23 protein-coding genes are annotated in these 25,909 nt (G+C 68.7%); 20 read left to right on the top strand and 3 right to left on the bottom strand.

What is annotated here, in order from left to right:
* Window positions 1-63: 63 nt before the first annotated feature.
* The 9 genes from murC to recN all read left to right on the top strand — a co-directional run bounded on the left by murC (window position 64) and on the right by recN (window position 11,234).
* Window positions 64-1,467, top strand: coding sequence for a UDP-N-acetylmuramate--L-alanine ligase (murC, locus tag AC27L4_RS10210; protein WP_487142014.1), 1,404 nt, complete (start codon window positions 64-66; stop codon window positions 1,465-1,467).
* Window positions 1,464-1,859, top strand: coding sequence for an acyl-CoA thioesterase (locus tag AC27L4_RS10205; RefSeq protein ID WP_487142013.1), 396 nt, complete (start codon window positions 1,464-1,466; stop codon window positions 1,857-1,859). Before murC ends, AC27L4_RS10205 begins: the two co-directional genes overlap by 4 nt.
* Window positions 1,860-2,017: 158 nt before the next feature.
* Complete coding sequence (gene murB / locus AC27L4_RS10200; protein ID WP_487142012.1) at window positions 2,018-2,935, top strand: UDP-N-acetylmuramate dehydrogenase; 918 nt, start codon at window positions 2,018-2,020, stop codon at window positions 2,933-2,935.
* A gap of 341 nt (window positions 2,936-3,276) precedes the next feature.
* Window positions 3,277-4,053 carry a cell division protein FtsQ/DivIB gene (locus AC27L4_RS10195; RefSeq protein WP_487142914.1) on the top strand — a complete coding sequence of 259 codons (777 nt, stop codon included), beginning with the start codon at window positions 3,277-3,279 and terminating at the stop codon, window positions 4,051-4,053.
* Window positions 4,050-5,378, top strand: coding sequence for a cell division protein FtsA (gene ftsA, locus AC27L4_RS10190; RefSeq protein ID WP_487142011.1), 1,329 nt, complete (start codon window positions 4,050-4,052; stop codon window positions 5,376-5,378). The genes AC27L4_RS10195 and ftsA overlap by 4 nt, the downstream gene beginning before the upstream one ends.
* A 118-nt stretch (window positions 5,379-5,496) precedes the next feature.
* Entirely contained in the window at window positions 5,497-7,200 is a 1,704-nt protein-coding gene (gene ftsZ, locus AC27L4_RS10185) for a cell division protein FtsZ (protein ID WP_487142010.1), read from the top strand.
* Between the two features lie 297 nt (window positions 7,201-7,497).
* Window positions 7,498-8,445, top strand: coding sequence for a UDP-3-O-acyl-N-acetylglucosamine deacetylase (gene lpxC, locus AC27L4_RS10180; protein ID WP_487142009.1), 948 nt, complete (start codon window positions 7,498-7,500; stop codon window positions 8,443-8,445).
* 193 nt (window positions 8,446-8,638) lie between these two features.
* Window positions 8,639-9,508 (top strand): outer membrane protein assembly factor BamD, encoded by an 870-nt coding sequence (locus AC27L4_RS10175; RefSeq protein ID WP_487142008.1) that lies wholly within the window; start codon window positions 8,639-8,641, stop codon window positions 9,506-9,508.
* 52 nt (window positions 9,509-9,560) lie between these two features.
* Window positions 9,561-11,234, top strand: coding sequence for a DNA repair protein RecN (gene recN / locus AC27L4_RS10170; RefSeq protein ID WP_487142007.1), 1,674 nt, complete (start codon window positions 9,561-9,563; stop codon window positions 11,232-11,234).
* A gap of 142 nt (window positions 11,235-11,376) precedes the next feature.
* On the opposite strand, the gene AC27L4_RS10165 is transcribed toward recN, so the two are convergent.
* Both AC27L4_RS10165 and AC27L4_RS10160 read right to left on the bottom strand, forming a co-directional pair.
* Complete coding sequence (locus tag AC27L4_RS10165) at window positions 11,377-12,201, bottom strand: transporter (protein ID WP_487142006.1); 825 nt, start codon at window positions 12,199-12,201, stop codon at window positions 11,377-11,379.
* Window positions 12,202-12,732: 531 nt separating this feature from the next.
* Complete coding sequence (locus AC27L4_RS10160) at window positions 12,733-13,533, bottom strand: hypothetical protein (RefSeq protein ID WP_487142005.1); 801 nt, start codon at window positions 13,531-13,533, stop codon at window positions 12,733-12,735.
* 593 nt (window positions 13,534-14,126) lie between these two features.
* Between AC27L4_RS10160 and AC27L4_RS10155 the strand changes: the two genes are divergently transcribed.
* From AC27L4_RS10155 to AC27L4_RS10110, 10 genes are all read left to right on the top strand, one after another.
* A complete protein-coding gene (locus AC27L4_RS10155; RefSeq protein WP_487142004.1) occupies window positions 14,127-15,776 on the top strand; it encodes an arylsulfatase in 1,650 nt (549 codons plus the stop codon).
* Window positions 15,773-15,964, top strand: coding sequence for a hypothetical protein (locus AC27L4_RS10150; protein ID WP_487142003.1), 192 nt, complete (start codon window positions 15,773-15,775; stop codon window positions 15,962-15,964). Before AC27L4_RS10155 ends, AC27L4_RS10150 begins: the two co-directional genes overlap by 4 nt.
* Before the next feature lie 59 nt (window positions 15,965-16,023).
* On the top strand, window positions 16,024-16,509 hold the full coding sequence (locus AC27L4_RS10145; protein WP_487142002.1) for a DUF992 domain-containing protein: 486 nt from the start codon (window positions 16,024-16,026) through the stop codon (window positions 16,507-16,509).
* Window positions 16,510-17,224: 715 nt separating this feature from the next.
* The gene (locus tag AC27L4_RS10140; protein WP_487142001.1) at window positions 17,225-17,725 is read left to right on the top strand and encodes a hypothetical protein; all 501 of its coding nucleotides are present in this window, start codon (window positions 17,225-17,227) and stop codon (window positions 17,723-17,725) included.
* 139 nt (window positions 17,726-17,864) lie between these two features.
* Window positions 17,865-18,494 carry a PadR family transcriptional regulator gene (locus AC27L4_RS10135; RefSeq protein WP_487142000.1) on the top strand — a complete coding sequence of 210 codons (630 nt, stop codon included), beginning with the start codon at window positions 17,865-17,867 and terminating at the stop codon, window positions 18,492-18,494.
* Between the two features lie 223 nt (window positions 18,495-18,717).
* Window positions 18,718-19,008, top strand: a complete 291-nt coding sequence (locus tag AC27L4_RS10130; protein ID WP_487141999.1) for an SWIB/MDM2 domain-containing protein — start codon at window positions 18,718-18,720, stop codon at window positions 19,006-19,008.
* 160 nt (window positions 19,009-19,168) lie between these two features.
* Window positions 19,169-21,313: an NAD-dependent DNA ligase LigA gene (gene ligA, locus AC27L4_RS10125; RefSeq protein ID WP_487142913.1), complete on the top strand. Its 2,145-nt coding sequence runs from the start codon at window positions 19,169-19,171 to the stop codon at window positions 21,311-21,313.
* Window positions 21,314-21,364: 51 nt separating this feature from the next.
* The gene (locus AC27L4_RS10120) at window positions 21,365-22,219 is read left to right on the top strand and encodes an AraC family transcriptional regulator (RefSeq protein ID WP_487141998.1); all 855 of its coding nucleotides are present in this window, start codon (window positions 21,365-21,367) and stop codon (window positions 22,217-22,219) included.
* Between the two features lie 75 nt (window positions 22,220-22,294).
* Window positions 22,295-22,987, top strand: coding sequence for an AzlC family ABC transporter permease (locus AC27L4_RS10115; RefSeq protein WP_487141997.1), 693 nt, complete (start codon window positions 22,295-22,297; stop codon window positions 22,985-22,987).
* Window positions 22,984-23,286 (top strand): AzlD family protein, encoded by a 303-nt coding sequence (locus AC27L4_RS10110; RefSeq protein ID WP_487141996.1) that lies wholly within the window; start codon window positions 22,984-22,986, stop codon window positions 23,284-23,286. Before AC27L4_RS10115 ends, AC27L4_RS10110 begins: the two co-directional genes overlap by 4 nt.
* A gap of 25 nt (window positions 23,287-23,311) precedes the next feature.
* On the opposite strand, the gene AC27L4_RS10105 is transcribed toward AC27L4_RS10110, so the two are convergent.
* Window positions 23,312-24,457: a helix-turn-helix transcriptional regulator gene (locus tag AC27L4_RS10105; RefSeq protein ID WP_487141995.1), complete on the bottom strand. Its 1,146-nt coding sequence runs from the start codon at window positions 24,455-24,457 to the stop codon at window positions 23,312-23,314.
* A gap of 208 nt (window positions 24,458-24,665) precedes the next feature.
* Between AC27L4_RS10105 and AC27L4_RS10100 the strand changes: the two genes are divergently transcribed.
* Window positions 24,666-25,817 (top strand): helix-turn-helix transcriptional regulator, encoded by a 1,152-nt coding sequence (locus AC27L4_RS10100; RefSeq protein WP_487141994.1) that lies wholly within the window; start codon window positions 24,666-24,668, stop codon window positions 25,815-25,817.
* The last annotated feature ends 92 nt before the right edge of the window (window positions 25,818-25,909 follow it).

Genomic DNA, 25,909 nt, shown 5'->3' with positions numbered 1-25,909 from the left:
GCCCGGACCGTTCTTCCGCTATCCCAGTCGCAATCCCGTCCTGTCGAATCGAGACGCCCGTCCATGAAGCTGCCCAGCCATATCGGCCCCATCCACTTCGTCGGCATCGGCGGCATCGGCATGTCGGGCATCGCGGAGGTGCTGGTCAACCTCGGCTACACCGTGCAGGGCTCGGACGCGGCCGACAACTACAACGTCAAGCGCCTGAAGGACAAAGGCGTCCGCACCTTCATCGGCCATGCCGCCGAGAATCTCGGCGAGGCCGAGGTGGTGGTGGTCTCCACCGCGATCAAGCGCGACAATCCCGAGCTGCAGGCGGCGCGCGAGCGCCGGCTGCCGGTGGTGCGCCGGGCCGAGATGCTGGCCGAGCTGATGCGGCTCAAGACCTGCGTGTCGATCGCCGGCACGCACGGCAAGACCACGACCACCTCGCTGGTCGCCACCCTGCTCGACGCCGGCGGCTTCGATCCGACCGTGATCAATGGCGGCATCATCAACGCCTACGGCACCAATGCCCGCCTCGGCGGCGGCGACTGGATGGTGGTGGAGGCCGACGAGAGCGACGGCACCTTCCTCAAGCTGCCGACGGACGTCGCCATCGTCACCAACATCGACCCCGAGCATCTCGACCATTTCAAGACCTTCGACGCCATCAAGCAGGCCTTCCGCTCCTTCGTCGAGAACATCCCGTTCTACGGCTTCGCCGTGATGTGCCTCGACCATCCGGTGGTGCAGAGCCTGGTCGGCACCATCGAGGACCGCCGCGTCGTCACCTATGGCGAGAACCCGCAGGCGGATGTGCGCCTGCTCGACCTCGACCTGTCGGGCGGGCGCTCGCGCTTTCGCATCGTCGCCCGCGACCGCAAGACCGGCGCGGTGACGGAGCTGCCCGATCTCGGCCTGCCGATGCCCGGCGGCCACAACGCCCTCAACGCCACGGCGGCGGTGGCCGTGGCCCACACGCTCGGCATGAGCGCCGAGGCGATCCGCAAGGGCCTGGAGAGCTTCGGCGGGGTCAAGCGCCGCTTCACCCGCACCGGCGAATGGAACGGCGTCGCCGTGTTCGACGATTACGGCCACCATCCCGTCGAGATCGCCGCGGTGCTGCGGGCGGCGCGGGCCTCGACCACGGGCAAGGTGATCGCCGTGGTGCAGCCGCACCGCTACTCCCGCCTCGCCAGCCTGTTCGACGAATTCAGCGGCTGCTTCAACGACGCCGACATGGTGATCGTCGCCGATGTCTACGCCGCCGGCGAGGCGCCGGTCCCCGGGGCCGACAAGGACAGCCTGGTCGCGGGCATCCGCGCCCGCGGCCACCGCCACGTCACCGGGCTCGACCGGCCGGGCTCCCTGGCCGGGCTGATCGCCGGCGAGGCCAGTCCCGGCGATTATGTCGTGTTCCTCGGCGCCGGCAACATCACCCAGTGGGCCTATGCCCTGCCAGGCGAGCTGGCGGCCCTGGGATGAGCGCCCGCGACGACGCCGTGCTGCCGGCCGGCGAGCCGGTCATCCGCACCATCGCCATGCCGGCGGACACCAATCCCGCCGGCGACATCTTCGGCGGCTGGCTGATGGCGCACATGGATCTCGCCGCCGGCAACGTCGCCACCCGCCGCGCCCGCGGCCGCGCCGCCACCGTCGCGGTCGAGGGCATGTCCTTCCTCAAGCCCGTGCTGGTCGGCGACGAGGTCAGCGTCTACGGCTGGATCGTCGAGACCGGGCGCACCTCGATGAAGATCCATATCGAGGCCTGGCGGCGCCGGCGCGAGGAGGATGCCTCCTGCAAGGTGACGGCCGCCGTGTTCACCTTCGTGGCGATCGGCGAGGATCGGCGCCCGCGGCCGCTGCCGGACTTCTGAAGCCGGCCGGCCGCCGCAATTTCCTCATCCTTCCGTGAGGAAAGACGTGGGCGGGCTCGTCGAGCGGGAGTGCCTCGTCCCGTGCGATTCGCCCCCGGCTCTTCCCGGCGGGGAGGGAGCGCAGACCTGGCCCGAGGCGACCTGCGGATTTGCCCGAGATGACCTTCCCCGACATCACCGCCTCCATCCGCGCCGCCGCTCCCGGCCTGCGCGGCAGCCTGGAGGCCAATGCGCCGCTGGCGCCGCTGTCCTGGTTCCGCACCGGCGGACCGGCGCAGGCGCTGTTCTCGCCGGCCGACGAGGCCGACCTGGCGCTGTTCATGGCCGCCCTGCCGGACGATGTCCCCTGGCTGGTCATCGGCCTCGGCTCGAACCTCCTGGTGCGCGACGGCGGCGTGCCGGGCGTCGTCATCCGCCTCGGCAAGGGCTTTTCCGGCATCGCGGTGGAGGGGCTGACGGTACGCGCCGGCGCCGGCGCGCCCGACGTCAAGGTCGCCCGGGTGGCGGCCGAGGCGGGCATCAAGGGCCTTGCCTTCCTGCGCGGCATTCCCGGCGCGGTCGGCGGCGCGCTGCGGATGAACGGCGGCGCCTATGGCGGCGAGACCAAGGATGTGTTCGTGTCGGCCCGGGCGGTGACGCGGGCCGGCGCCGTGGTGACGCTGTCCACGGCCGACATGGCCTTCGCCTACCGCAAATGCGGCGCGCCGGCCGACCTCGTCTTCACCGAGGCGACCTTCGCCGGCGAGGCCGGCGACCGGGACGAGATCCTGGCCCAGATGCAGCAGATCACCGAGCAGCGCACCACGACGCAGCCGGTCAACACCCGCACCGGCGGGTCCACTTTCAAGAACCCGCCCGGCCAGTCCGCCTGGAAGCTGGTGGACGAGGCCGGATGCCGCGGCCTCATCGTGGGAGCGGCCCAGGTCTCGCCGCTGCACACCAATTTCCTGGTCAATCTCGGCGGTGCCAGCGCGTCCGATATCGAAACGCTCGGCGAGACGGTGCGCGGGCGGGTCAAGGCGGCCGCGGGCGTCGAGCTGGAGTGGGAGATCAAACGGGTGGGTGTGCCTGTCTGAGACAGTTCTCTCCCGGCGGGGCGCCCCCGGCTGCGGCGGCACAGGGGAGTTTCTCAACATTGGTTAACGAATTTTCGGGGCCGACACCCGAAAGTGTAACTGATTGTTTACCCCCATGTCGGAAAGCTAGCGTTAATGGGTCGTGAAGCAAATCGGTCGGATTGTCGCTTTCGGGCCCTGAAACCGTCCTGTGACGAGAGCGCCTGGTCCGAAGCCTCATGCCGAGACTGTCCCTCCTGACCTCTTCGCGCCCTGCGGATTCGGCCTCCGATCCGCGCGCGCGCCGCCGCCGGTCCTGGCTGCGGCGGAGGCTCTCCAGCCCGCCGCGGGGCGTCGGCTTGGTGCTGACTCTCGCCTTGTTCGGCGCCACCGGCTATTACGGCGGCCACCTGGACGGCGGCTGGGACCGCATGGTCGCGGCCTATGGCACGCCCGGCGACATGATCGCCAATCTCTGCGGCTTCCGCATCGAGACCGTCGCCATCACCGGCCAGCAGCGCCTGACCGATTCGGAGATTCTCGCCGCCGCCGGCGTCACCAGCGTCTCGTCGCTGCTGTTTCTCGACGCCGAGGCGTCGCGCGAGCGGCTGCAGGCCCTGCCTCTGGTCAAGGCCGCGACGGTGCACAAGCTCTATCCCGACACGCTTTCGCTCTCGATCGAGGAGCGGAAGCCTTACGGGCTCTGGCAGAAGGACGGGGCGGTCAAGGTGATCGCCGCCGACGGCACCGCCATCGACGATGTCCGCGACGGCCGCTTCAGCAGCCTGCCTTTCGTGGTCGGGGAGGGGGCGAATCTGCGCACCGCCGAGGTCACGGCGTTGCTGGAGGCGGCGCCGGAGCTGAAGAGCCGCGTGCGTGCCGCCGTGCTGGTGGCCGAGCGGCGCTGGAACCTGGCACTCGACAACGGCGTGCTGATCCGCCTGCCGGAAGAGGAACCGGAAAAGGCGCTCGCCGCGCTCGCGACGCTCGAAGCCCAGGCCCATGTGCTGGAGAAGGATGTGCTGATCGCCGATATGCGCATGCCCGACCGCGTCGCCTTCCGCCTGAGCGAGGATGCCGCCACCGCTCGCGCCGAGGACCTGAAGAAGGCCGCCAAGAAGAAGGGGAATCCAGCATGAACCGTCCCTTCGACAGCGGGCTCACCCCGAGGCTGAAGCCGTTGCCGCCCAAGCGGACGGCGGTGCTCTCGATTCTCGACATCGGCACCAACAAGGTCGTCTGCCTGATCGCCAAGCTGCGGCCGCTGGAAGGGGCGGACCTGCTGCCGGGCCGCACCCATCAGGCCCAGATCCTCGGCATCGGCCACCAACGGGCCCGCGGCGTCAAGGCCGGCGCGGTCGTTGACATGGACCTGGCCGAGCTGTCGATTCGCCAGGCGGTCGATGCCGCCGAGCGCATGGCCGGCGTTCGCGTCGATTCGGTCATCGTCAACCTGTCCTGCGGGCGTATCGCCAGCGAGCATTATTCGGCCACCGTTCCCGTTGCCGCCCACCAGGTCGGCGACACCGACATCCATCGCGTGCTCGATGCCGGCGCCAGCCACTCCGTGCGCGACCGCCGCGCCGTGATCCACTCGCTGCCGATCGAGCACACCCTGGACGGGGTGCGCGGCATCCGCGATCCGCGCGGCATGCTGGGACGCGTGCTCGGCGTCGACATGCATGTGGTGACGACCGAGGGCACGCCGGCCCGCAACCTGATGCTGGCGATCGAGCGCTGCCACCTGGCCATCGAGGCGATGGTGGCCACGCCCTATGCCGCCGGGCTCTCCGCCCTGGTCGACGACGAGGCGGAGATGGGCTCGACCGTGATCGACATGGGCGCCGGCACCACCTCGGTCGCCGTGTTCTCCAAGCGCCACTTCGTGCATGCCGACGCGCTCGCCGTCGGCGGCGCGCATGTGACGATGGACGTCGCCCGCGGCCTGTCCACGCGCCTCTCCGAGGCCGAGCGCCTCAAGGTGCTCTACGGCGCCACCATCGCCTGCCCGTCGGACGACCGCGAGACCATCGCGGTGCCTCCGGTCAGCGAGGACGACCGCGACGGGCCGCACCACGTGCCGCGCTCCAAGCTGGTGCGGATCATCCGCCCGCGCATCGAGGAGATCCTGGAGCTGGTGCGCGATCGCCTGAAGGCGTCGGGCGCCTGGGCCGAGGCCGGCCGCCGCGTCGTGCTGACCGGCGGGGCCTGCCAGCTCACCGGCATTCCCGATCTCGCCCGCAAGATCCTGGACCGGCAGGTCCGCGTCGGGCGCCCGCTGGGCGTCACCGGCTTGCCGGAAGCGGCCAAGGGGCCGGCCTTCTCCGTGTCGGTCGGGCTCCTGGTCTATCCGCAGGTCGCCGGTATCGAGCATTTCGAGCCGCAGTCCTACGGGCGCGGCCAGGCCACCGGTACGGACGGCTACATGTCGCGTGTCGGGCGTTGGTTGAAAGATAGTTTCTGAAGTCGCTTCGCAAATCAGCGTCTTTCTGATTCTGTTTTGCTGCAGTAACGGCCTTCGGGCCTTGCGTAAAATCTAACGGAGGGGGCGCGGCTTCGCGCTTTCGATCAAGAGGCAAGCCATGACCATCAACCTCAAGATGCCGGACGTCCGGGAGCTCAAGCCGCGCATTACCGTGTTCGGTGTCGGCGGTGCCGGCGGCAACGCTGTCAACAACATGATCGAAGCCGGCCTGCAGGGCGTCGATTTCGTGGTCGCCAACACGGACGCCCAGGCCCTGACGCTGTCCAAGGCCGAGCGCATCGTGCAGATGGGCGTGCAGGTGACCGAGGGCCTCGGCGCCGGCTCCCAGCCCGAGGTCGGGCGCGCGGCGGCCGAGGAGGTGATCGACGAGATCCGCGATCATCTCAACGGCGTGCACATGGTGTTCGTCACCGCCGGCATGGGCGGCGGCACCGGCACCGGCGCGGCCCCGGTGATCGCCCGCGTCGCCCGCGAGGTCGGCATCCTCACGGTCGGCGTGGTGACCAAGCCCTTCCACTTCGAGGGCCTGCGCCGCATGCGCATCGCCGAAGCCGGCATCGCCGAGCTGCAGAAGAGCGTCGATACCCTGATCGTCATCCCGAACCAGAACCTGTTCCGGGTGGCCAACGACAAGACCACCTTCGCCGACGCCTTCGCCATGGCCGACCAGGTGCTCTATTCCGGGGTCGCCTCGATCACCGACCTGATGGTCAAGCCGGGCCTGATCAACCTCGACTTCGCCGACGTGCGCGCCGTGATGCGCGAGATGGGCAAGGCGATGATGGGCACGGGCGAGGCCTCGGGCGACCGCCGCTCGATCCTGGCGGCCGAGGCGGCCATCGCCAACCCGCTGCTCGACGACGTGTCGATGAAGGGCGCGCGCGGCCTGCTGATCTCGATCACCGGCGGCCCCGACATGATGCTCTACGAGCTGGACGAGGCGGCGACCCGCATCCGCGAAGAGGTCGACCCGGAGGCCAACATCATCCTGGGCGCCACCCAGGATCCGAGCCTGGAAGGCATCATGCGCGTGTCGGTGGTCGCCACCGGCATCGATTCGGCGCTGCTGCCGCAGGCTGCCCCGTCGCAGAACGACCTGCGGCTGGCCGAGATGACCTCGCGCCTGCGCCAGCAGAGCGCGGCGCCGGCCGAGCGCCCGCACGTGCCGCGCACGGTCCCGACCGTAGCGCCCGTGGCCGTCGTCGAGGCCGTGCACGAAGCGCTCGCCCCGCAGCCGATCCTGGCCGAGACCAATGACGTGACGCTGCGCACCATGGCGCCGAAGCCGACCCTGTTCATCGAGCCGGCGCATGATGAGCCGGTCGCGCCGGAGTCGTATCATCAGCCGGAACCGCAGACCTTCGTGCCCCCGGCGCCGGAGCGGGCGGTGGTGCGTCCGCCGCGCATGCCGCGCATCGAGGACCTGCCGGCCCCGGCCCAGGCCCAGATCGCAGCCCAGCAGCGCCAGCAGCGCGCCGAGGAGGAGCAGCCGGTTGCCCCGCAGCCCGACCGGAAGCGCATGACGCTGCTGCAGCGCCTCGCCTCCGTCGGCCTCGGCCGGCAGGAGCCGCAGGAGGAGGCGCCGCGGGCTGCCGAGCCGCGCATGGCGCCGGCGCCCGCCGCGCCGCAGCCGCGCCCGGCTCCCGAAGCCGTCCGCCGCCCGGCGCCGCCCCAGCCCGGCCCCGGCTATCGGCCGGCGCAGGGCCAGCTCGACGCCCATGGCCGCCCGTCGGCGCCGACTCGCTCGATCGAGGACGATCAGCTGGAGATCCCCGCCTTCCTGCGCCGCCAGTCGAATTGAAGCGCCCGTCCCGGCGGAACGAAGATCGCGGCCCGGACATCAAGTCCGGGCCGCACTGTTTTGAAATTCTTCATGAAAGCTGACTAGTCTCGGACCAATGGTCAGGCGTTACAGACCGTAACAAAGGGTGATTTGGCTTCGCCTGCCAGTCTGCATAGTGTGCAATACACAGAGGCCCCACCCCGTGCCGGATTCGGCCGGGACACAAGGGGCCCCGGGGTCAACAGGTAACAGGCCGCTGTTCGGGTTCGATGTGAACTCTCTGCCGAGAGGCGGGGCGGCTTGCGGAATTTGCACATGAAATATGGCTTGCAGACGACTTTGAACACCCACGTCTCCCTGAAGGGAGTCGGGGTGCATTCCGGCAAGCCGGTTTCGATCACTCTCCATCCGGCCGAACCCGACACCGGCATCGTCTTCCTGCGCACGCACCTCGAAGGTGGCCGCGAGCGGGAGATCGCCGCGATCTACACCGGCGTCGTCGACACGCGCCTGTGCACGGTCATCGGGGATCCGGCCCGGGGCTCGGTGGGGACGATCGAGCACCTGATGGCCGCGCTGCGCGGCATGGGCGTCGACAACGTCGTCGTCGAGATCGACGGCCCGGAAATGCCGATCATGGACGGTTCGTCCCGGGCTTTCGTCGAGGCGATCGACCAGGTCGGCGTGGAGACGCTGCGCAGCCGCCGCCGCCCGATCAAGGTGCTGAAGCCCGTGCGGGTCGAACTGGGCCGGGCCTGGGCCGAGCTCGTGCCGGCCGAGCGCGGCTTCCAGCTCGATGTCGAGATCGACTTCGACACGCCGCTGATCGGCCGCCAGCGCAAGGCGCTCGACCTGACGCCGGAGAGCTTCCGCAAGCAGTTGAGCGGCGCCCGCACCTTCGGCTTCGTCAAGGACGTGGAGCAGCTCTGGAAGCTCGGCCTCGCCCTCGGCTCTTCGCTCGACAATTCCATCGCCCTGGGCGAGGACCGGGTGCTCAACCCGGAAGGGCTGCGCTACGCCGACGAGTTCGTGCGCCACAAGATGCTGGATGCGGTGGGGGATCTTGCCCTCGCCGGCGCGCCGCTGATCGGCCGTTTCCGCTCCTATTGCGGTGGCCACCGGCTGAACTTCATGATGCTGGAAGCCTTGTTCGCCGACGCGGACAACTGGACGATGCTCGACCAGCCGATGCGGCGCGAGACCGGCCACGCCGAGCTCGGTGCCGGCCTGGCGGTGGCGGCCTTCGCGCCGGACACCAATTGAAGCGGGGCCGCCGCGCGGGCGCGGCGCAGCCATGTTTTCGCCGTCGTTGTCTTGCTGCTATGCCACATCGTTGCTGAAACGATGGCGCTCGGGGTTGACGCGGTGGCGTTCGACGGATCGATCCGCTAGAAGACTGCACTCAATCCGGCTCGGGCCGCTGGCCGGCCGCGCCGAATCCTAGGGATTGTGTCCGATGCCGCTGCGTTCCGTATCCACCTCCCGGTCCATCGTCGCGCGGTTTGCGATTCGCACCGCCGCGGTCATGTGCCTGGCGATGCCGCTCGGCGCCTGCTCGCTGTTCGGGGACGAGGACGACACCTACAAGACGCAGGCCACCGACCCGGTCGACCTCCTGTACAATCAGGGCCTCGTGGCCCTGAACGAGCGCAACTATTCCAAGGCCGTCAAACGCTTCGAGCAGGTCGACCGCGAATATCCGCAGACGGAGTGGTCGAAGAAGGCCATCCTGATGACGGCCTTCGCGAATTATCAGGCCGGCAAGTACGATGACGCGATCACCGCGGCCCAGCGCTATGTCACGCTCTATCCGCAGAGCCCGGACGCGGCCTATGCCGCCTATCTCTATGCCAGCTCCCAATATGCGCAGATCCCGGACGTCACCCGCGACCAGCAGCGCACGCTGAAGGCGCTCGACGCCTTCACCGAGATCACCAAGCGCTGGCCGACCTCCGAATATGCCGAAGACGCCAAGTTCAAGATCCAGGTGGCGCGCGACCAGCTCGCCGGCAAGGAGATGGAGATCGGCCGCTTCTACCTCAACCAGAACAACCCGACCGCGGCGGTGAACCGCTTCAAGGTCGTGGTGGCGCAGTTCCAGCAGACCCGCCACATCGAGGAGGCCCTGGCCCGCCTCGCCGAGTGCTACATGGCGCTGGGCGTGCCCTCGGAGGCGCAGACGGCCACGGCCATCCTCGGCCACAACTATCCCGACAGCCAGTGGTACAAGGATTCCTACACTCTGGTGAAGTCGAACGGCCTGGAGCCGCGCGAGGACGAAGGCTCGTGGATCAGCAAGACTTTCCGCGGTGTGATCACCATGTGAATCCGCAGCGACGGGGCTGGGAAATCGGCCCCGTCGCGCTATAACGCCGGGCATGCTCGTCCAGCTCGCCATCCGCGACATCGTCCTGATCGACCGGCTCGATCTGGGCTTTTCGGCCGGCCTGTCCGTTCTCACCGGCGAGACGGGCGCCGGCAAATCCATCCTTCTCGATGCCTTTTCGCTGGCGCTGGGCGGACGCGGCGACGGCGGGCTGGTGCGCCATGGTCAGTCCCAGGGCCAGGTGACGGCGGTGTTCGACCTTCCCGCCGGCCACGCCGCCCGGGCCGTGCTGCGCGCCAACGACCTCGTCGACGACGGCGACCTGATCCTGCGCCGGGTGCAGATGGCGGACGGGCGCACTCGCGCCTTCATCAACGACCAGCCGGTGAGCGTGCAGGTGCTGCGCCAGACCGGCGCGGCGCTGGTCGAGATCCACGGCCAGCACGACGACCGGGCTCTGACGGACGCCGCTTCGCACCGGGCCTTGCTCGATGCCTTCGGCGGGCTGGAGCCGCAGGCCCTCGACGTCGCCGCCCGGCACGCCGCCTGGCGCAAGGCGACGCAGGCCCTGGCACAGCATCGCGCCCGCATGGAGAAGGCCCGTGCCGAAGGCGACTGGCTGCGCCATTCGGTCGAGGAACTGACCAAGCTGGCGGTCGAGCCGGGCGAGGAGATCGCCCTGGCCGAGCGGCGCGCCCAGATGATGCAGGCCGAGAAGATCGCGGTCGATCTCAAGGAGGCGCATGACGGCGTCGCCGGTCCGGGTTCGCCGACGCCGGGCCTCGCCAGCATCATCCGGCGGCTCGAGCGGCGCGGGGCCCAGGCGCCGCGTCTGGTCGAGCCGGCGATCGCCGCCCTCGACCAGGCCTTGAACGCCATCGAGGAGGCGCGCATCGCCCTGGAGACGGCGCTGGGCGAGGCCAATTTCGACCCGGCCGAGCTGGAGCGGGTCGAGGAACGGCTGTTCGCCCTGCGTGCGGCGGCCCGCAAGTTCGACGTGGCCGTCGACGCCCTGCCGGTGCTGGCCGCGCGCTATACGGCGGATCTCGCCGCCCTGGACGAGGGCGAGGGCCATCTGGCGGCGCTCGAGGTCGCCGACAAGGCGGCGCGGCAGAGCTATGAGACGGCGGCGCAGGAGCTGTCCGTCCGGCGCCATGCCGCGGCCGGGGCTCTCGATGCCGCGGTCAATGCCGAGCTGGCGCCGCTGAAGCTCGAACGCGCCCGCTTCACCACCCAGCTGCAGACCGACAGGGCCTTCGCGGCGCCCGAAGGCTTCGATCGGGTCGAGTTCTGGGTGCAGACCAATCCGGGCACCCGGCCGGGACCGATGATGAAGGTGGCGTCCGGTGGCGAGCTCTCGCGCTTCATGCTGGCCTTGAAGGTGGCGCTGGCCGATCGCGGCTCGGCGCCGACGCTGGTGTTCGACGAGATCGATGCCGGTGTCGGCGGCGCGGTGGCCGATGCCATCGGTCTCAGGCTGGCGCGCCTGGCCGGGCGCGTGCAGGTGATCAACGTCACCCATGCGCCCCAGGTCGCCGCCCGGGCGGCATCGCATTTCCTGATTTCCAAGGAGGCGCATCGCGCCGGCGAGGGCGAGCGGGTGGCGACGCGCGTCGCCACCCTCGATGCGGCGCGGCGGCGCGAGGAGATCGCCCGCATGCTGGCCGGCGCCGACATCACCGACGAGGCGCGCGCCGCGGCCGATCGGCTGCTGCAGGTGCGCTGACGCTACCGAATCCTCGATTCCGGGGCGGGATGCGGGAGGCCGTCACCGGGCCGCGCGAGCGCCGCGTCCGGTAGCCCGTGGAACGGCCGGCCCCATGGGCCGCACCGCTTGGGACGACGTCCCTCCCGCCGGCCGCGGCGGCTCACTTCGGCAAGAGGACGGTCATGCCCCATCGCGCGCCCCAGCCGGTGGGGCCGCTGTCTTCGGGCGATGTCGCCCAATAGCGGATGCCCGCAAAGAGCTGCACCGGCAGCTTGTCGAACTTCACGATCTTGGCGACCTGGAAGTTGATCGGGACGGACCAGTCCCCGGTCTCCCAGTCATAGGTGCTCTCGGTGTTGAGGGTGAAGCTCCAGGCGTCCCTGGTCGTGTAGGAGACGAAGGGCTGCAGGTAGGTCGCGTTGACGTCGGGCTTGTCGGCCGCGCCGGTGACGGACCACAGGTGATTGGCCAGGGCGCCGATCGTCCAGCCGTCGCCCTGCCACAGCGCCACGGCGGTCGGCCCCACGCTCAGCTTCTCGGAGCTGAGAAGCGAACCGGAGCCCGTCGGGATGCCGAGCACCGGACCGATTCCCCAGATGATGCCGCCGGTGGGGCGGCTCGGCGACAGGAAGAAGCTCTGCGTCGTGTCGCCGAGCCCGAACTGCGAGCCTGCGCCGGGGGCGATGTCCTTCTGGTAGACGACGGGTATGATCGTCCTGGAGATGAGGTTCCAGTCGTCATTGATGGTCAGCGGAATGACCGGCTGGAAATTCATATAATATTTCGAACCGTCCTCCGCCGGCCCGATTCCGCCGTTGTAGTTGAACTGGAAGGGAATGCTGATGAGATCGGCGACGGGGTTGGAGAGCTTTTTCGCCAGATCCGCCTCGTCGTTCTCGGCGAAGGCGGCGGTCGCCTGAAGTCCGGTGACGACGGCCAAAGATATTGCTGCGGCGATAGTCTTCGACACGAATCCGGCCGCCATCGATTCTTCCCTACAATATAGTCAATCGACGTTACTCTCATTCATACACGGCACCCGGTCCCGCGCCAGACAAGAAGCATGCCTTGCGTCATATCCATGCAAGGGTGAGGCTCTTGAGCCACATCGCGGATCGCCTCCGTTACGTCGTTCCGGGCGAGCGGCCTCTCATGGCTGCACGCCTGACAGTCCTTGTCGTGGACGGCGACGACAGCGTGTGACGTGCCCTGGCGCCTGATGAGGGGCGCCGCCCATGATCCGCCGGGCCCGGGCGAGCAGACGCTGCGGCGCGGCGGGCCTATCCCAGGAAGCCGTTCCAGGGTGATGCGCTGGTCGAGGCGCACGGAACCGTGCGGGCCAGACGCCGCCACCCGAGGGGTGATTGCAGGACGCGTCGCGAGAGAACAAAAACGGCCGGCGTATTCGCCGGCCGTTCCTTGATGTCGTGCTTCGCGAGTCCTGTTCTCCAGGAAGGACCGAAGATCGCCTCAGGCACGCCCGACCATCGCGGGTCGGCCCCGAGAACCTCGATCCTCAGTAGCAGGGTGGATACGGATAGTATCCGCACTGCCCGTAGCCGTAATACGGTGCGGCTGCAGCTGCGCCGATTGCCGTGCCGGCGGCAAGGCCGACCGCCGCGCCGGCGCCCGCCCCGTACCATGCACCGTGATAGACAGGCGCGTGCCAATAGCCATAGCCGCCATGCCAGGCATCACCGTGCCAAGCGTCGCCACGCCAAGCATCGCCGCGCCAGGCGTCGCCTCCCCGGAACGCGACGGCCCCTCCGTGGAAGCCGCCGAAGCCGCCTGCGTGAAAACCGCCGAAGCGCGCCGCGAACGGGTCGATGAACAGGGCGGCCGGGCCGCTCGCTCCGTTCAGGTTCCCCTCCAGCACGGCGACGTCGAAAGTCAGATTGCTGCCCTCGAGCTTGGGCGACTTCAGCGTCACCACGGCATCGCTCACCTTCGAGCCGTCTCCGCCGAGGATGGAGACGGTGGCGTTCGGCGGATCATCGGCAAAACCGCCTTTGTCCTTGTCCCACTGCATGATGAATTGCTCGGTGGTGACATGACCCGCCGCCCGCACCGGGCGGTCGGCGAACACGATCGAGTTCGCCGACACCCCGGTCAGGGTCAACGTGTTGCCCGTCAGCGTCGCCCCCGCGGCGTTGATGACGGCGAGCGAGGGCACCGGTCCTGTCGCGGTCACCTGTCCGATGGTCTTCGCGAGGGGAACGTGCGGTTCGGCGCCGGCGTCCTGCGCGCGGAGCCCACCCGGCATCGCGCCAAGCGCCCCGGCGAACAGAATGAGAGCGACACAGCGTTTTACGAGCATGACACGTCTCCCTTGCGGCCGCGATCCTATCGACCGTCGTGTTTCAAACCGCCCCAGACAGAGCGTCGCATAGGAACAGCCGCGAGGGAAGGGCGGGCCGCGCCGGTCATCATCGACGTGGCGTCGATCGAGAAGCGGCCCGGCAAGCAGCGGGACCGGCCGCATCGGCAACGACCTGGAACCAGGATGCCATGGTCGCGCCGGAACCGGCGCTGTCGGACCAAGGTGCCGAAGCCGTTGCGAAAGGGCATACCCGCACCGGGCAATCCCCTGTCAGCCTCCGTCGCCCCCGCGGCGTCTCCGCGTGGGGCGCTGCCCTTACGGGAATCCGGACATGCCCTTTGGGGCAATGGGCGCGGCCCGTTCGTCCAATAGTTGGAGCTGTCTCACTCGGTCAAGATGCAGCCCCGCCCGCCACAGGAGCAGCGGGCAAGGCCTGGCCATGAGAAAGGGCGAGTTGCATTGCAGGGCCGCCCGGACCGACCACTCATCCGTATGGTCCTCAAGGGAAATCGGGGCAGTATCCGGCTGCAAGGCGGGATTTTCGAGACGCGCAGTGTCCGTATCCAACAAATCTAGGAGGGACTTGCAAGATGACCACACGATCGCGATTGTCGCACCTATGCGGGCTGCTTGCCGGCGGGCTTGCCCTCGCCGCCTTCGGCGCCGCCGTCCCCGCCACGGCCCAGGAGGCCAAGAAACCCAACATCGTCGTCATCATGGGCGACGACATCGGCATGTGGAATATCGGTGCCTATCATCGTGGCATGATGGCCGGACGAACGCCCAATCTGGACAAGATCGCCAAGGAGGGCATGCTGTTCACCGACTACTACGCGGAAGCGAGCTGCACCGCCGGCCGCGCCAATTTCATCACGGGCCAATTGCCGATCCGCACCGGCATGACCACGGTGGGTCAAGCCGGGGCATCGGTCGGCCTGCCGGCCGAGGCGGTGACGATCGCGACGGTCCTGAAGTCGATGGGCTACGCCACCGGCCAGTTCGGTAAGAACCATCTCGGCGACAAGAATGAGTTCCTGCCGACCGTCCATGGCTTCGACGAGTTCTTCGGCTATCTCTACCATCTCGACGCGATGGAAGACCCGGCCCATCCCAACTATCCGCAGGATCTTCTGAACAAGGTCGGCCCTCGCAATATGATCCACAGCTGGGCCACGGATGTCGACGACCCGACCGACATGCCGCGCTGGGGCAAGGTCGGCAAGCAGAGGATCGAGGATGCCGGCCCGCTCTATCCCAAGCGGATGGAGACGGTGGACAACGAGATCCGCGACTTCGCGATCGACTTCATGGACAAGGCGAAGAAGGACGGCAAGCCGTTCTTCATCTGGCTCAATCCGACGCGCATGCACATCGTCACCCACCTGTCGCCGAAATACGAGGCGATGCGCAACTCCGAAAACGGCTGGTCGGAAGAAGAAGCCGGCATGGCCCAGCTCGATGACGATGTCGGCCTCGTGATGAAGAAGCTCGTCGACCTGGGCGTCGACGACAACACCCTCGTCCTTTTCACGACGGACAACGGCACCGAGGTCTTCACCTGGCCGGACGGTGGCCAGACGCCATTCGCCCAATCCAAGGGGACGGTCCTCGAAGGCGGCTTCCGCGTGCCTGCGATCCTGCGCTGGCCCGGACATGTGGCAGCGGACACGGTGCAGAACGGCATCTTCTCCGGCCTTGACTGGCTGCCGACATTCGTCGCCCTGGCCGGCGATCCGAACATCACGGAGGAATTGCTGAAGGGCAAGACGATCGGCGACCGGACGTACAAGAACCATCTCGACGGCTACAACCAGGTCGACGCCATCACCGGGAAAGGTCCGTCCGCGCGTCACGAAATCTTCTATCTCGGCGAAAGCACGGTCGGCGCGGTGCGCATCGACGACTACAAGTTCCGATTCATCGACCAGCCCAATGGCTGGCTGGGCGAAAAGACCCATCCCGACGTGCCCTATATCACCAATCTGCGGCTCGATCCGTTCGAGCGCACCGGCTGGCCCAACAATGGGACGAAGGAGGGCGGTCAGCAATATTTCGACTGGTTCAAGTATCAGTTCTGGCGCTTTGTGTTCGTACAGGACATCGTCGCCAAGGAACTTCAGACCTTCATCGATTATCCGCCGATGCAGCGCGGCGCGAGCTTCAATCTCGACGCGGTCAAGGCTGAGATGCAGAAGCGCATGTCCGAGGCGGAGGGCGCGGCAAAAGGCCCGGGCAATTGATCCGGACGACGGGCGGCCTCCAGCGGCCGCCCGTCCGCATCGTGCGCCATACCGATGCTGACCGCGAACAGGCCTGTGACCGGGATGCCGGTTCCGGCCGTCTCGATCTCGCGCCGGATGCGGCGGCCGCCGACGGCCGGACGGTGGCGGATATGAAAAAGGACTGGAAAGCCATGTGTCCTGTTTGAAGAGGGCTGGACAGGCACAGCGCAGACATTACCCAATGACAGGCGCACCGACTTTGAGCATGGAGCCAAATGTGACGAAATCAGTAAGACTGCTGTTGGCCGCGGCCGCCGTAGCCCTTGTAACGCCCGCCGTCGCCGAGGAGTCGGTCAAGGTCGGCACGCTGGCCTGCGACGTTTCGGCCGGGGTCGGCATGATCATCATGCAGAAGCAGAGCATGACCTGCACGTTCACGCCGGACCGGGCAGGCCCGATCGACCGATATTCCGGCAAGATCGACGAATATGGCGTGGCGCTCGGCGAGGTGAGCGCCGGCAGACTGGTTTGGGGTGTCATCGCGCCGGCCTCGGGCGTGCCGCATGGTGCGTTGGCGGGTCAATACGGCGGTGTCGGTGCTGACGCCGTGGTCGGCGCAGGCGTGGGAGCAAACGTGCTCGTTGGAGGGACGGGACGGGCCTTTTCGCTCCAGCCCCTCTCGGTCGAGGGCGAAGTCGGGCTGAATCTCGCCGCTGGCGTGACGACCGTCACCCTGACCGCAATACCCTGAGCGGTGAATCATCCGCGGCTGCCCCTCCGGGGCAGCCGCGCCGCCTCCCACCGGCTGTCATCTCAAGGTGACCCGGAACCCGGAAACTCCCGCACCGGCGCGCTGGCCTCGCTGCGAGGCAATCCTTCGGCCAAGGTCGATGCGACCGTGGCCGAGGCGCCGTCCGACCCGGACGCCATGATGCGGACCGCAGCGCTCCGCGGCCCTGACGCTTTGCCGGCCGACCAGCGCCGGCAGCGTGCCGGCCCGCTCCTTGCCGATCCGGTCCGTGCGGCCGGAGGCGGCCTGGGGGCTGGCGGAAGGGGTGGTGAACCAGCTCGATCAGGTGATCGGGGGAAGTCGGTCGAAACGATTTCGAAGCCGGCGGCGCCGGTCACTGCGAAGACCAGCAGGCGAGTCTGGAAGACAAATCCGCCTTGACGGACGCTTGCAGGGCATCCTCGCTCCGGCCATAGGCCGCCCGCCAGCGCACAAGGAGGCCTTCCCGAACAAAGGGGGGCGATTGGACGCCGCACCTGTCGCTTTGCTTGCGGTCGCGCCGGACGCCTCGGTTCCGACCTCATCGCGACGCCCGAATCCTTCCTCCACCTTGCGAGGAGGGATAAAGGGTGGGGGCAGGACTTGACGCGCCCTATGCTTGCGATCCCGACACCTGGGGATCGGCCGGCGTCGCGCCTGAGGCAGGTATCCGCGAACGAAAGCTAAGGACCCACCGATGAACTGGGATCTCAATTGGGCGTGGAGCCTGCCGCTGATCGTCCTGACGGTCGTGATCCATGTGTTCGCTCTTGGGTATGTGGCGCAGAAAGTCGTTCCTGCGCTCTCCGGTCCTGTCCATGGCCGGAAGTTTCTGTGGATCTTCTGCCTTGTCGTCGGGACAACGACGCTCCTCGCGACCATTCTGCTGGCGTTTCATGCCGCCGCTTGGGCTCTTCTTTATCTGGCGGTGGGAGCATTGCCTGATATTGCGTCCGCGGTGCTCTATTCCCTGAGCGCCCTTACCAGCTATGGTCACGCCGGGCTCTATCTCGACAGGCCCTGGCAGCTGCTGGGGGCGCTGGAAGCCGTCAATGGTGTGCTGCTGTTCGGCCTGACCACCGCCTTCATGTTCGCGGCGATCCAGGAGGTCTGGCCGGTTGGCCGGCACAGGAGCAGCGCGGATCGCCGGGTGAGGATATCCACGGCCTCGGCAACGGCCGAAAGTGCAGCGGATTGATTGCCCGGCTCAGGCGGATGTCGGGGACCGACCCGGCAGGTGGTCAGGATCGAAGCCTCGCCGGTTGCCGCCGCCATGATTCGGTCAGGATTTAGATATATCGAAAGACCATATCTTGAGATGATACGGAGAATTTCTCATGTTTGGACGACATCATGAACGGCCCCATGGCGGCCCCTGGGGCGAGCGGCGGTGGGAGCGCGGCTGCGCGCCCGGCGGGCGCTGGGGCAGGGGCGGCGGCTTCGACGATGACGGGCCGTCCGGCTATGGTCCCCGCGGCGGCTGGTTCGGCGGCCGCGGCGGCGGGCGGGTCTTCGCGCATGGCGACCTGAAGCTGGTGCTGCTGGCGCTGATCGGCGAGAAGCCGAGCCACGGCTACGAACTGATCCGCGCCATCGAGGACAAGTTCGGCGGCGCCTATGCGCCGAGCCCCGGCGCGGTCTACCCGACGCTGACGCTCCTGGAGGAGCAGGACTTTATCCGCGGCGAGACCGCCGGCAGCGCCAAAAAGCTCTACACCGTCACGCCGGCCGGCGAGGCCTTCCTCCGGGAGAACGAGGCGGCGGTGCAGGCCGTGCTGTCGCGGATGGATCTGGCCGCCAGCGCCTTCGCCAGCCATTCGACGCCGGAATCGGTGCGCGAGGCGTTCCGGACGCTGCGCCAGTCGCTGCATATGCGCCGCGGTCCCTGGACGGCGGCGGAGGCCGAACGGGTGCGAATGCTGATCGAAAAGGCGGCGCGGGACATCGTCGGAGGGGGGAACGCCTGACGATGGGGAAGTGGGGTCCTGCGTCCTCCGATGATACCTCCGATGAGGGAGTCGAGACGCGGCTTCATGCGCATTGCTGGTGGAAAATCGACCGGATTCCTATTTTTGGCCCGGAATCGCAGCCATTGAGCATTGACGCGCCCCCCGTTCCACGGAGCAATGGCGCGCTATCGGTGCGGTGAGTCGCCCAGCGGCTCGCCCCCTTGGTTCAAGGAGGTTACGAATGGCGAAAGCTGCGAGCAAGACCGAAGCTGAAAAGACCCCGCGTAAACCGAACCCGGCCCTGATGAAGCCGCTCAAGCCCTCGGCGGAACTCGCCGCCATCGTCGGCTCGGCCGCGCTGCCGCGCCCCGAGGTGGTCAGCAAGGTCTGGGAGTACATCAAGGCCCACAAGCTGCAGAATCCTGCGAACAAGCGCGAGATCCTGGCCGACGCCAAGCTCGAGAAGGTCTTCGGCAAGAAGGCCGCGACCATGTTCGAGATGAACAAGTTCCTGGCGGCGCACCTGTCCTGAGCGGCGGGTCTGCGGCCGGCGGGCGCCTGGCGCCTCCGGCTTGATCATCGCGGGCGGACCTCGTGTCCGCCCGCGATCGTTTTCGGCACCGGGCCGTGCTAGGTTCGTGCCGGAAACCCGGCAGGCTGCGGCCGTGCCCGTCTCCAGCCAGTTCCCCGCGATGGACGCGAGCAAGCCCGGCCGGCCCATGACGCCCAATTCCGCCAAACCTGTCGATACCCTGACGGCCGAGGAGGCCGCCGCCGAATATGACGCGCTCGCCAAGGCCATCGCCGAGGCCGACCGCCTCTATCACGGCGAAGACGCGCCGACGCTGTCCGATGCCGACTATGACGCGTTGCGCCGCCGCTACGGTGCGATCGAGGCGCGCTTTCCCGCGCTGGTGACCGCCGACAGCCTGTCGAACAAGGTCGGCGCCGCCCCGTCGGAGAAATTCGCCAAGGTGCGCCACCGCGTGCCGATGCTCTCTCTCGACAACAGCTTCGCGGACGAGGACGTCGTCGACTTCGTCGCGCGCATCCGCCGCTTCCTGGCCTGGCCGGAGGGGGAGCCGCTGGTCATCACCGCCGAGCCCAAGATCGACGGCCTGTCCTGTTCGCTGCGCTACGAGCGCGGCCGCCTCGCCGTTGCCGCCACGCGCGGGGACGGCACCGAAGGCGAGGACGTTACCGCCAATGTCCGCACCATCGCCGACGTGCCGAAGAGCCTCGCCGGCGAGGCGCCGGACGTGTTCGAGGTGCGCGGCGAGGTCTATATGCGCCACGCCGACTTCAACGGGCTGAACCAGCGCCAGGCGGAGGCCGGCAAGCCGCTCTTCGCCAACCCGCGCAACGCCGCCGCGGGATCGCTGCGCCAGCTCGATCCGGCCATCACCGCCAGCCGGCCGCTGCATTTCTTCGCCTATGCTTGGGGCGAAGCCGGCGCGCTGCCGGCCCGCACCCAATATGACATGGTGCAGGTGTTCGGCGCCTGGGGCTTTGCGGTCAACCCGCTGATGGTGCGCTGTGCCGGCGCGGAGGACCTTCTGGCCCACTATCGCCAGATCGAGGCGATGCGCGCGACGCTGGGCTACGACATCGACGGCGTGGTCTACAAGGTCGACCGGCTCGACCTGCAGCAGCGCCTCGGCTTCGTCTCGCGCTCGCCCCGCTGGGCCACGGCGCACAAGTTCCCGGCGGAGAAGGCGACCACCATCCTGCGCGGCATCGAGATCCAGGTCGGGCGCACCGGCGCGCTGACGCCGGTGGCCAAGCTGGAGCCGGTGACGGTCGGCGGCGTGGTCGTCTCCAATGCGACGCTGCACAACGAGGACGAGATCGCCCGCAAGGACATCCGCATCGGCGATACGGTGATCGTGCAGCGCGCCGGCGACGTCATCCCGCAGATCCTCGGCCATATCCCGGAAAAGCGGCCGACGGACGCGGTGCCTTATGCCTTCCCGCAGACCTGTCCCTGTTCTCTGCAGACACCGACGGTGCGCGAGGTCACGGCCTCCGGCGAGGAAGGCGTGGTCCGCCGCTGCTCGGGCGAGTTCGCCTGCCCGTTCCAGAAGGTCGAGCACCTCCGGCATTTCGTGTCGCGACGCGCCTTCGACATCGAGGGGCTCGGCGAGAAGCAGATCGCCTTCTTCTTCGAGGATGGAGACCTGCCGATCCGCGAGCCCGCCGACATCTTCACGCTGGCGGCGCGCGATGCCCGGAACATCAAGAAGCTCAAGGACAAGGAAGGCTTTGGCGAGACCTCGTCGAAGAACCTGTTCGCGGCGATCGAGGCACGGCGCCAGATCGCCTTCGAACGCTTCCTCTATGCGCTGGGCATGCGCCATGTCGGCGAGACCACGGCCCGCCAGCTCGCCCGCGCCTATGGCACCTGGGAGGCCTTCGCCGCGGCGGCGGCGCGCATCGCCGAGAAGGATGCCGAGGCCGGCGCCGAGATGGATGCCATCGACCAGATCGGCGAGACCGTGGTGGCGGCGGTCGCCGCCTATTTCGGCGAAGAGCACAACCAGGCGATCCTGCAGCGGCTCATCGAACAGGTCACCGTCCTTCCGGCCGAGCAGCCTCGCGCCGAGAGCCCGGTGGCGGGCAAGACCGTGGTGTTCACCGGCTCGCTGGTGCGACTCAGCCGTGACGAGGCCAAGGCCATGGCCGACCGGCTCGGGGCCAAGATCTCCGGTTCGGTCTCCAAGAAGACCGACCTGGTGGTGGCCGGGCCCGGCGCCGGCTCCAAGCTCGACAAGGCCAAGGAGTTCGGCATCGAGGTGATCGACGAGGACGAGTGGTTCCGCCGGGTCGGGGAGGGCTAGAACGCAACTTTCATCCAAGCGCATGGCCGCGTTTCGCGCTATGGAGGAGGCATGCTCGTGTCCAATGTCCTCGCCACGCTGGGGGACGCCGTCGCGCGCGGCGAGGCCGTGCGCTTCTGGCGCGAGCCGCGTTATGACGGGCTGGAGGGCCTGAGCGCCACCTTCCGCACACACCGTTATGTGCCGCACACGCACGAGACCTACGCGGTCGCCGCCGTCCTGGCGGGATGCGAGACCTTCAACCATCGCGGCGCCAGGCGCTATGCCCCGGCCGGCTCGCTGGCCATCGTCTGTCCGGACGAATGGCACGACGGCGAGCCGGCCGGCGCCGGCTTCGTCTATCGCACGCTCTATCCCTCCGTCGACCTGATGCGCGCCGTGGCCGAGGACGTGTTCGGCCGGCCGGTCACCGGCACGCCGGCCTTCGCCCAGTCGGTGGTCGCCGACGCCGACCTGTCGGCCCGGATGGCGGTGCTGCACGCGACGCTGGCCGATCCGGACAGGCCGCTGCTGGAGCGCGACGAACTGCTCGCCGGCTTTTTCGCGCAATTGCTGGCGCGCTGGGGCGGGTTCGGCGACATGCCGGCGGTCGGCCGGGAGAGCGGTCCGGTGGCGCGGGTCAGGGTTTATCTCGACCAGCATTTTGCCGAGGACGTGACGCTGGAGGATCTGGCTGTCGTGGCCGGGCTCAACCGGGCGCATCTGGTGCGGGCCTTCCGCAAGGCGACCGGCACCACGCCGCACGCCTACCTGACCGACCGGCGCTGCCGCGCGGCGCGGCGCCTGCTGGCAGCCGGCGAGGCGCCGGCCGACGTTGCGGCCACCTGCGGCTTCTGCGACCAGAGCCACCTCAACCGGGTGTTCAAGGCGCGCATGGGCGTGACGCCGGGCGCCTTTCGGGCCTGACGCGTCTTTTGTCCAAGACGACGGCGACGGGACGGCGTAGCAGCGCGGGTCCTGTCACTATTTCGCGAGTCGCCCTTGTCGCTTGCCTCCGAAGTCCGCGCCGGTCTCACCGATATCGCTCCGCCGGCACTGGCCGCCGTTCCCGTCGGCCTGCTGTTCGGCGCGATCGCCACGGCCAAGGGCCTGTCGCCGTTCGAGATCGTTCTGATGTCGGCCAGCGTGTTCGCCGGCGGGGCGCAGTTCGCGGCGATCGAGCAATGGGTGCAGCCGGCACCCGTCGCCGCGCTCGCCTTCGGCACGCTGCTGATCAACGCCCGGCATATCCTGATGGGCGCCTCGCTCGCGCCCAAGACGACGGCCTTCACCACGGCGCAGCGCTTCCTCGGCTTCTTCGCCATGGCCGACGAGAACTGGGCGCTGTCGGAGCGCCGCGCGGCGGCGACCCGCCTGACGCCGGCCTATTATTTCGCCATGACCGTGTTCTTCTACCTGAACTGGGTGATCTGGTGCGGCGTCGGCGCGCTGATCGGGCCGATGATGGGCGATCCGGCCCGCTTCGGCGCCGACTTCGCCTTCACGGCCCTGTTCATCGGCCTGATCGCCGGCTTCTGGAAGGGGCGGATCACGGCCGCGACCATCGCCGCCAGCGCCGGCACCGCCGCCCTGGTCAAGGTCACCGCCGGCGCGCCCTGGCATGTGCCGGCGGGGGCGGCGGCGGGCATCGCGGCGGCCTATCTGGCAGCCGAGCCGGAGGAGGCGCTGGCATGAGCCTCGACCCCACGACCCTGGCCGCGATCCTGGCCATGGCGGTCATCACCTACGGCACGCGCATCGCCGGCATCTTCCTGGCCGGGCGCCTTGCCCTGAGCGGCCGGGCCAAGGCGGCCTTCGACGCCATCCCGCCGGCCGTGCTGGTCGCCGTGATCGCGCCGGTGGCGCTGGCGACCGGGAAGGCCGAGACCCTGGCCGCGCTGATCACCGCCGCGGCGGCGACGCGCCTGCCGCTGCTGGTGACGATCGTCGTCGGCGTGGCCTCGGCCGTGGCGCTGCGGGCGCTGCTCGGCTGAGGAGCCGCCCCGGCGGGCGGCCGGGCTATATCCCGCCTTGCAGGAGGGTCACCAACTCGGCCTGGCGGTGCGCGCCGGTCTTGGCGTAGACCCGCTTGAGATGGGTCCTGACCGTCTCGTAGGAGACGCCCATGGCGTCGGCGATCTGCAAGACGCCCTTGCCGCCGAGCAGCTCGCTGCAGATCGCGGCTTCGCGCTCGGTCAGGCCCCAATCGTGCATCATGCGGTGGCGCGCCACGGCGCCGTGGTTGCGCCTGGGACGGATGACGACGATCGCCCGGCCCTGCGAGACGAAGAGCGGCGCCATGCCGTCGAAGGCGCGCAACTCCTGGCGGACCGGCAGGATCACCAGCGCATGGGTGCCTTGCGGCCCGACGACGAGGTCGTCGCTGCCCAGGTCGGCGACCCGCTTCAGCGTGCAGGCGGCGTCGATCCGGCGCTGCAGCTCGCGTTGCTGCACCCGATTGGGCAGGGTGGCGACACCGCGCTCGCCGATGGCGAGCGGCGTCGCGTCCGCGAGCAGGCGGTCCGCAGCGGCATTGCCGTGCAGCACCACCCCCGCCGCATCGACGAGCAGGGCCGGTTCGGCCAGCGCCTCGATCAGGTCGGTGTCGGTGCGGTTGGCGATCCTGGTGACCTGGGCGCGGCCGGCGGCGAGGGAGCGCCGCATGTTCGGCGCCACCGCGGCCAGGAGGCGTTCGCAGGAATCGACCAGCCGGTCGCTGCGGGTCGCGTCGTAGTGCAGCGAGAAGAAGGCGCTGCGGTCGCTGGTCTCCAGCACCTTGACGCCGGTGGCCGCATCCACCTCGCCGGCCGGCCGCAGCCAGTCGGTGTAGAAGGCGGTGTGGCGGAAGCGTGAGGCCGGCAGCGTGCGCTCGGAGGAGATCGGCACCATCTCGCGCGCGACATGCATCCCCGGCGCCCAGGGGTTCTGGTGCGAGAAGTGGTCGCAGAACGACTTGACCACCGCATCGTCCCAGCCGTGCCAGATCAGGGGCAGGGTGTGCGCCGCCCCGTCGTCGAGCAGCACGAAGGACGGCTTGCTGCCCGGCACCGCATCGGCGAGGGCGGCCGTCACGCGGTGCCAATGGGAAGTGTCGAAGGCGGCCTCATCGACGATCTCGTTGATCTCGATGGCGGTCTTTGTCAGATCGGAACGCAGGGCCGACACAGTCTGGACTTCTCCGGGCGCATCCTCGCTCTCACCATGATGCCGCAGACGGGCGCCCGGCGCCTCCCCCGATCGGGGGATAGGCCGGGGGGCGCCTGCCCACCCTGGCGCTGCTTGAGGCCAAATTGGCGCATTTTCCAAAATTTCGCCAACAGGATAATGCTACATCTCGAAGAAATTTCGCCCTCCGGGCCGATCGACGGACGACATGGACCTGAGAACGCTCTCGGCTCCCGAACGGGACATGCATCTGGTCGACAGGATCTATGACACGCTCGTCGGCGGGGAGGAGCGCTGGCATGCCTTCCTGGCGGATATCCGCGACTGCCATCCCAACGGCCATGCGTCGCTGTTCGTCCACGATATCGCCTCCGGGGCCGGCGCGCTCAGCCTGAGCGCCGGCTTCGATCCGGCCTGGATCGAGAAGTACAACGGCGTCTACGCTCCGAAGAACCCGTGGATGGCGAAGGCATCGGTGCGGCCGGTCGGGCTCGGGGCGCCGGCCGAGCGCATGCTGGCGCGCGAGGATCTGCTGCGCACCGAATACTATGCCGATTTCCTGCGTCCGCAGGACATCGTCAGCGGCGTCGGCGTGACGATCCTGCGTGAGGACGGCTGTACTTTCGCCCTCAGCGTCCTCGGCGCCGAGGACGAGGAGGCCAGGACCCGCGAACTGGCCGAGACGTTCGGGCGGATTGCGCCGCACCTGCGCCGGATCTTCGAGCTCTACCGGCGGGAGGGCGCCGATCCCTTCCGCGCCGTGCTGCCGCTGGTCGACAGCCTGCAGACCGGCCTCTTCGTCGTCGGTGCCGGGCGCCGGCTGGTGCGCAGCAACCGCTTCGGCGAGGCACTGGCTACGGCCGGCCGCGGGGTGCGGCTCGACGGGCAGCAGCGGCTCGTCATCGAATCCAGGCCGGGAATGGAGGCGCTGGAGGCGCTGCTGGCGCCACACTGGGCCGCCCGACGCCTGCCGCGGACCCTGTCGCACATCGTCCGGGATCGGGACGGCATCCCGCTGCGCGTGACGCTGATCGCCTCCGGCCGCAGCGCCGTGGAGACGTTCTTCGGCGGCCCGCGCGTCTTCGTGGTCCTGGAGGCGCTCGACAGCCCCCTGCAGCTCTCGGCCGAGATGCTGCGGGTGCTCTACGAGTTCACGCCGGCCGAAGCCCGGGTGATGCTGGCGCTGGCCGTCGGCGCCACGCTCACCGGCGCTGCCGCCAGCCTGGGCATCGCGCGCGAGACGGCGCGGACGCATTTCAAGCATGCCTGCGCGAAGCTCGGCGTGACCCGCCAGGCCGACGCGCTGCGGATCATCTGCCGGGCGGGATATCGCATGGTGGCGCCCGAGATCTTCGCCTGATCCATCGATCGGCGTGCGGTCGTCACCGTCTCCGGATGGCGGCCCGACGGCTCGGGGCCGCCACGAAATCATCATGGAATATTCGCGGGTGC

It is taken from the genome of Labrys sp. Lb11, assembly GCF_057554225.1.
This window is presented reverse-complemented; position numbering and strand designations above follow the sequence as displayed.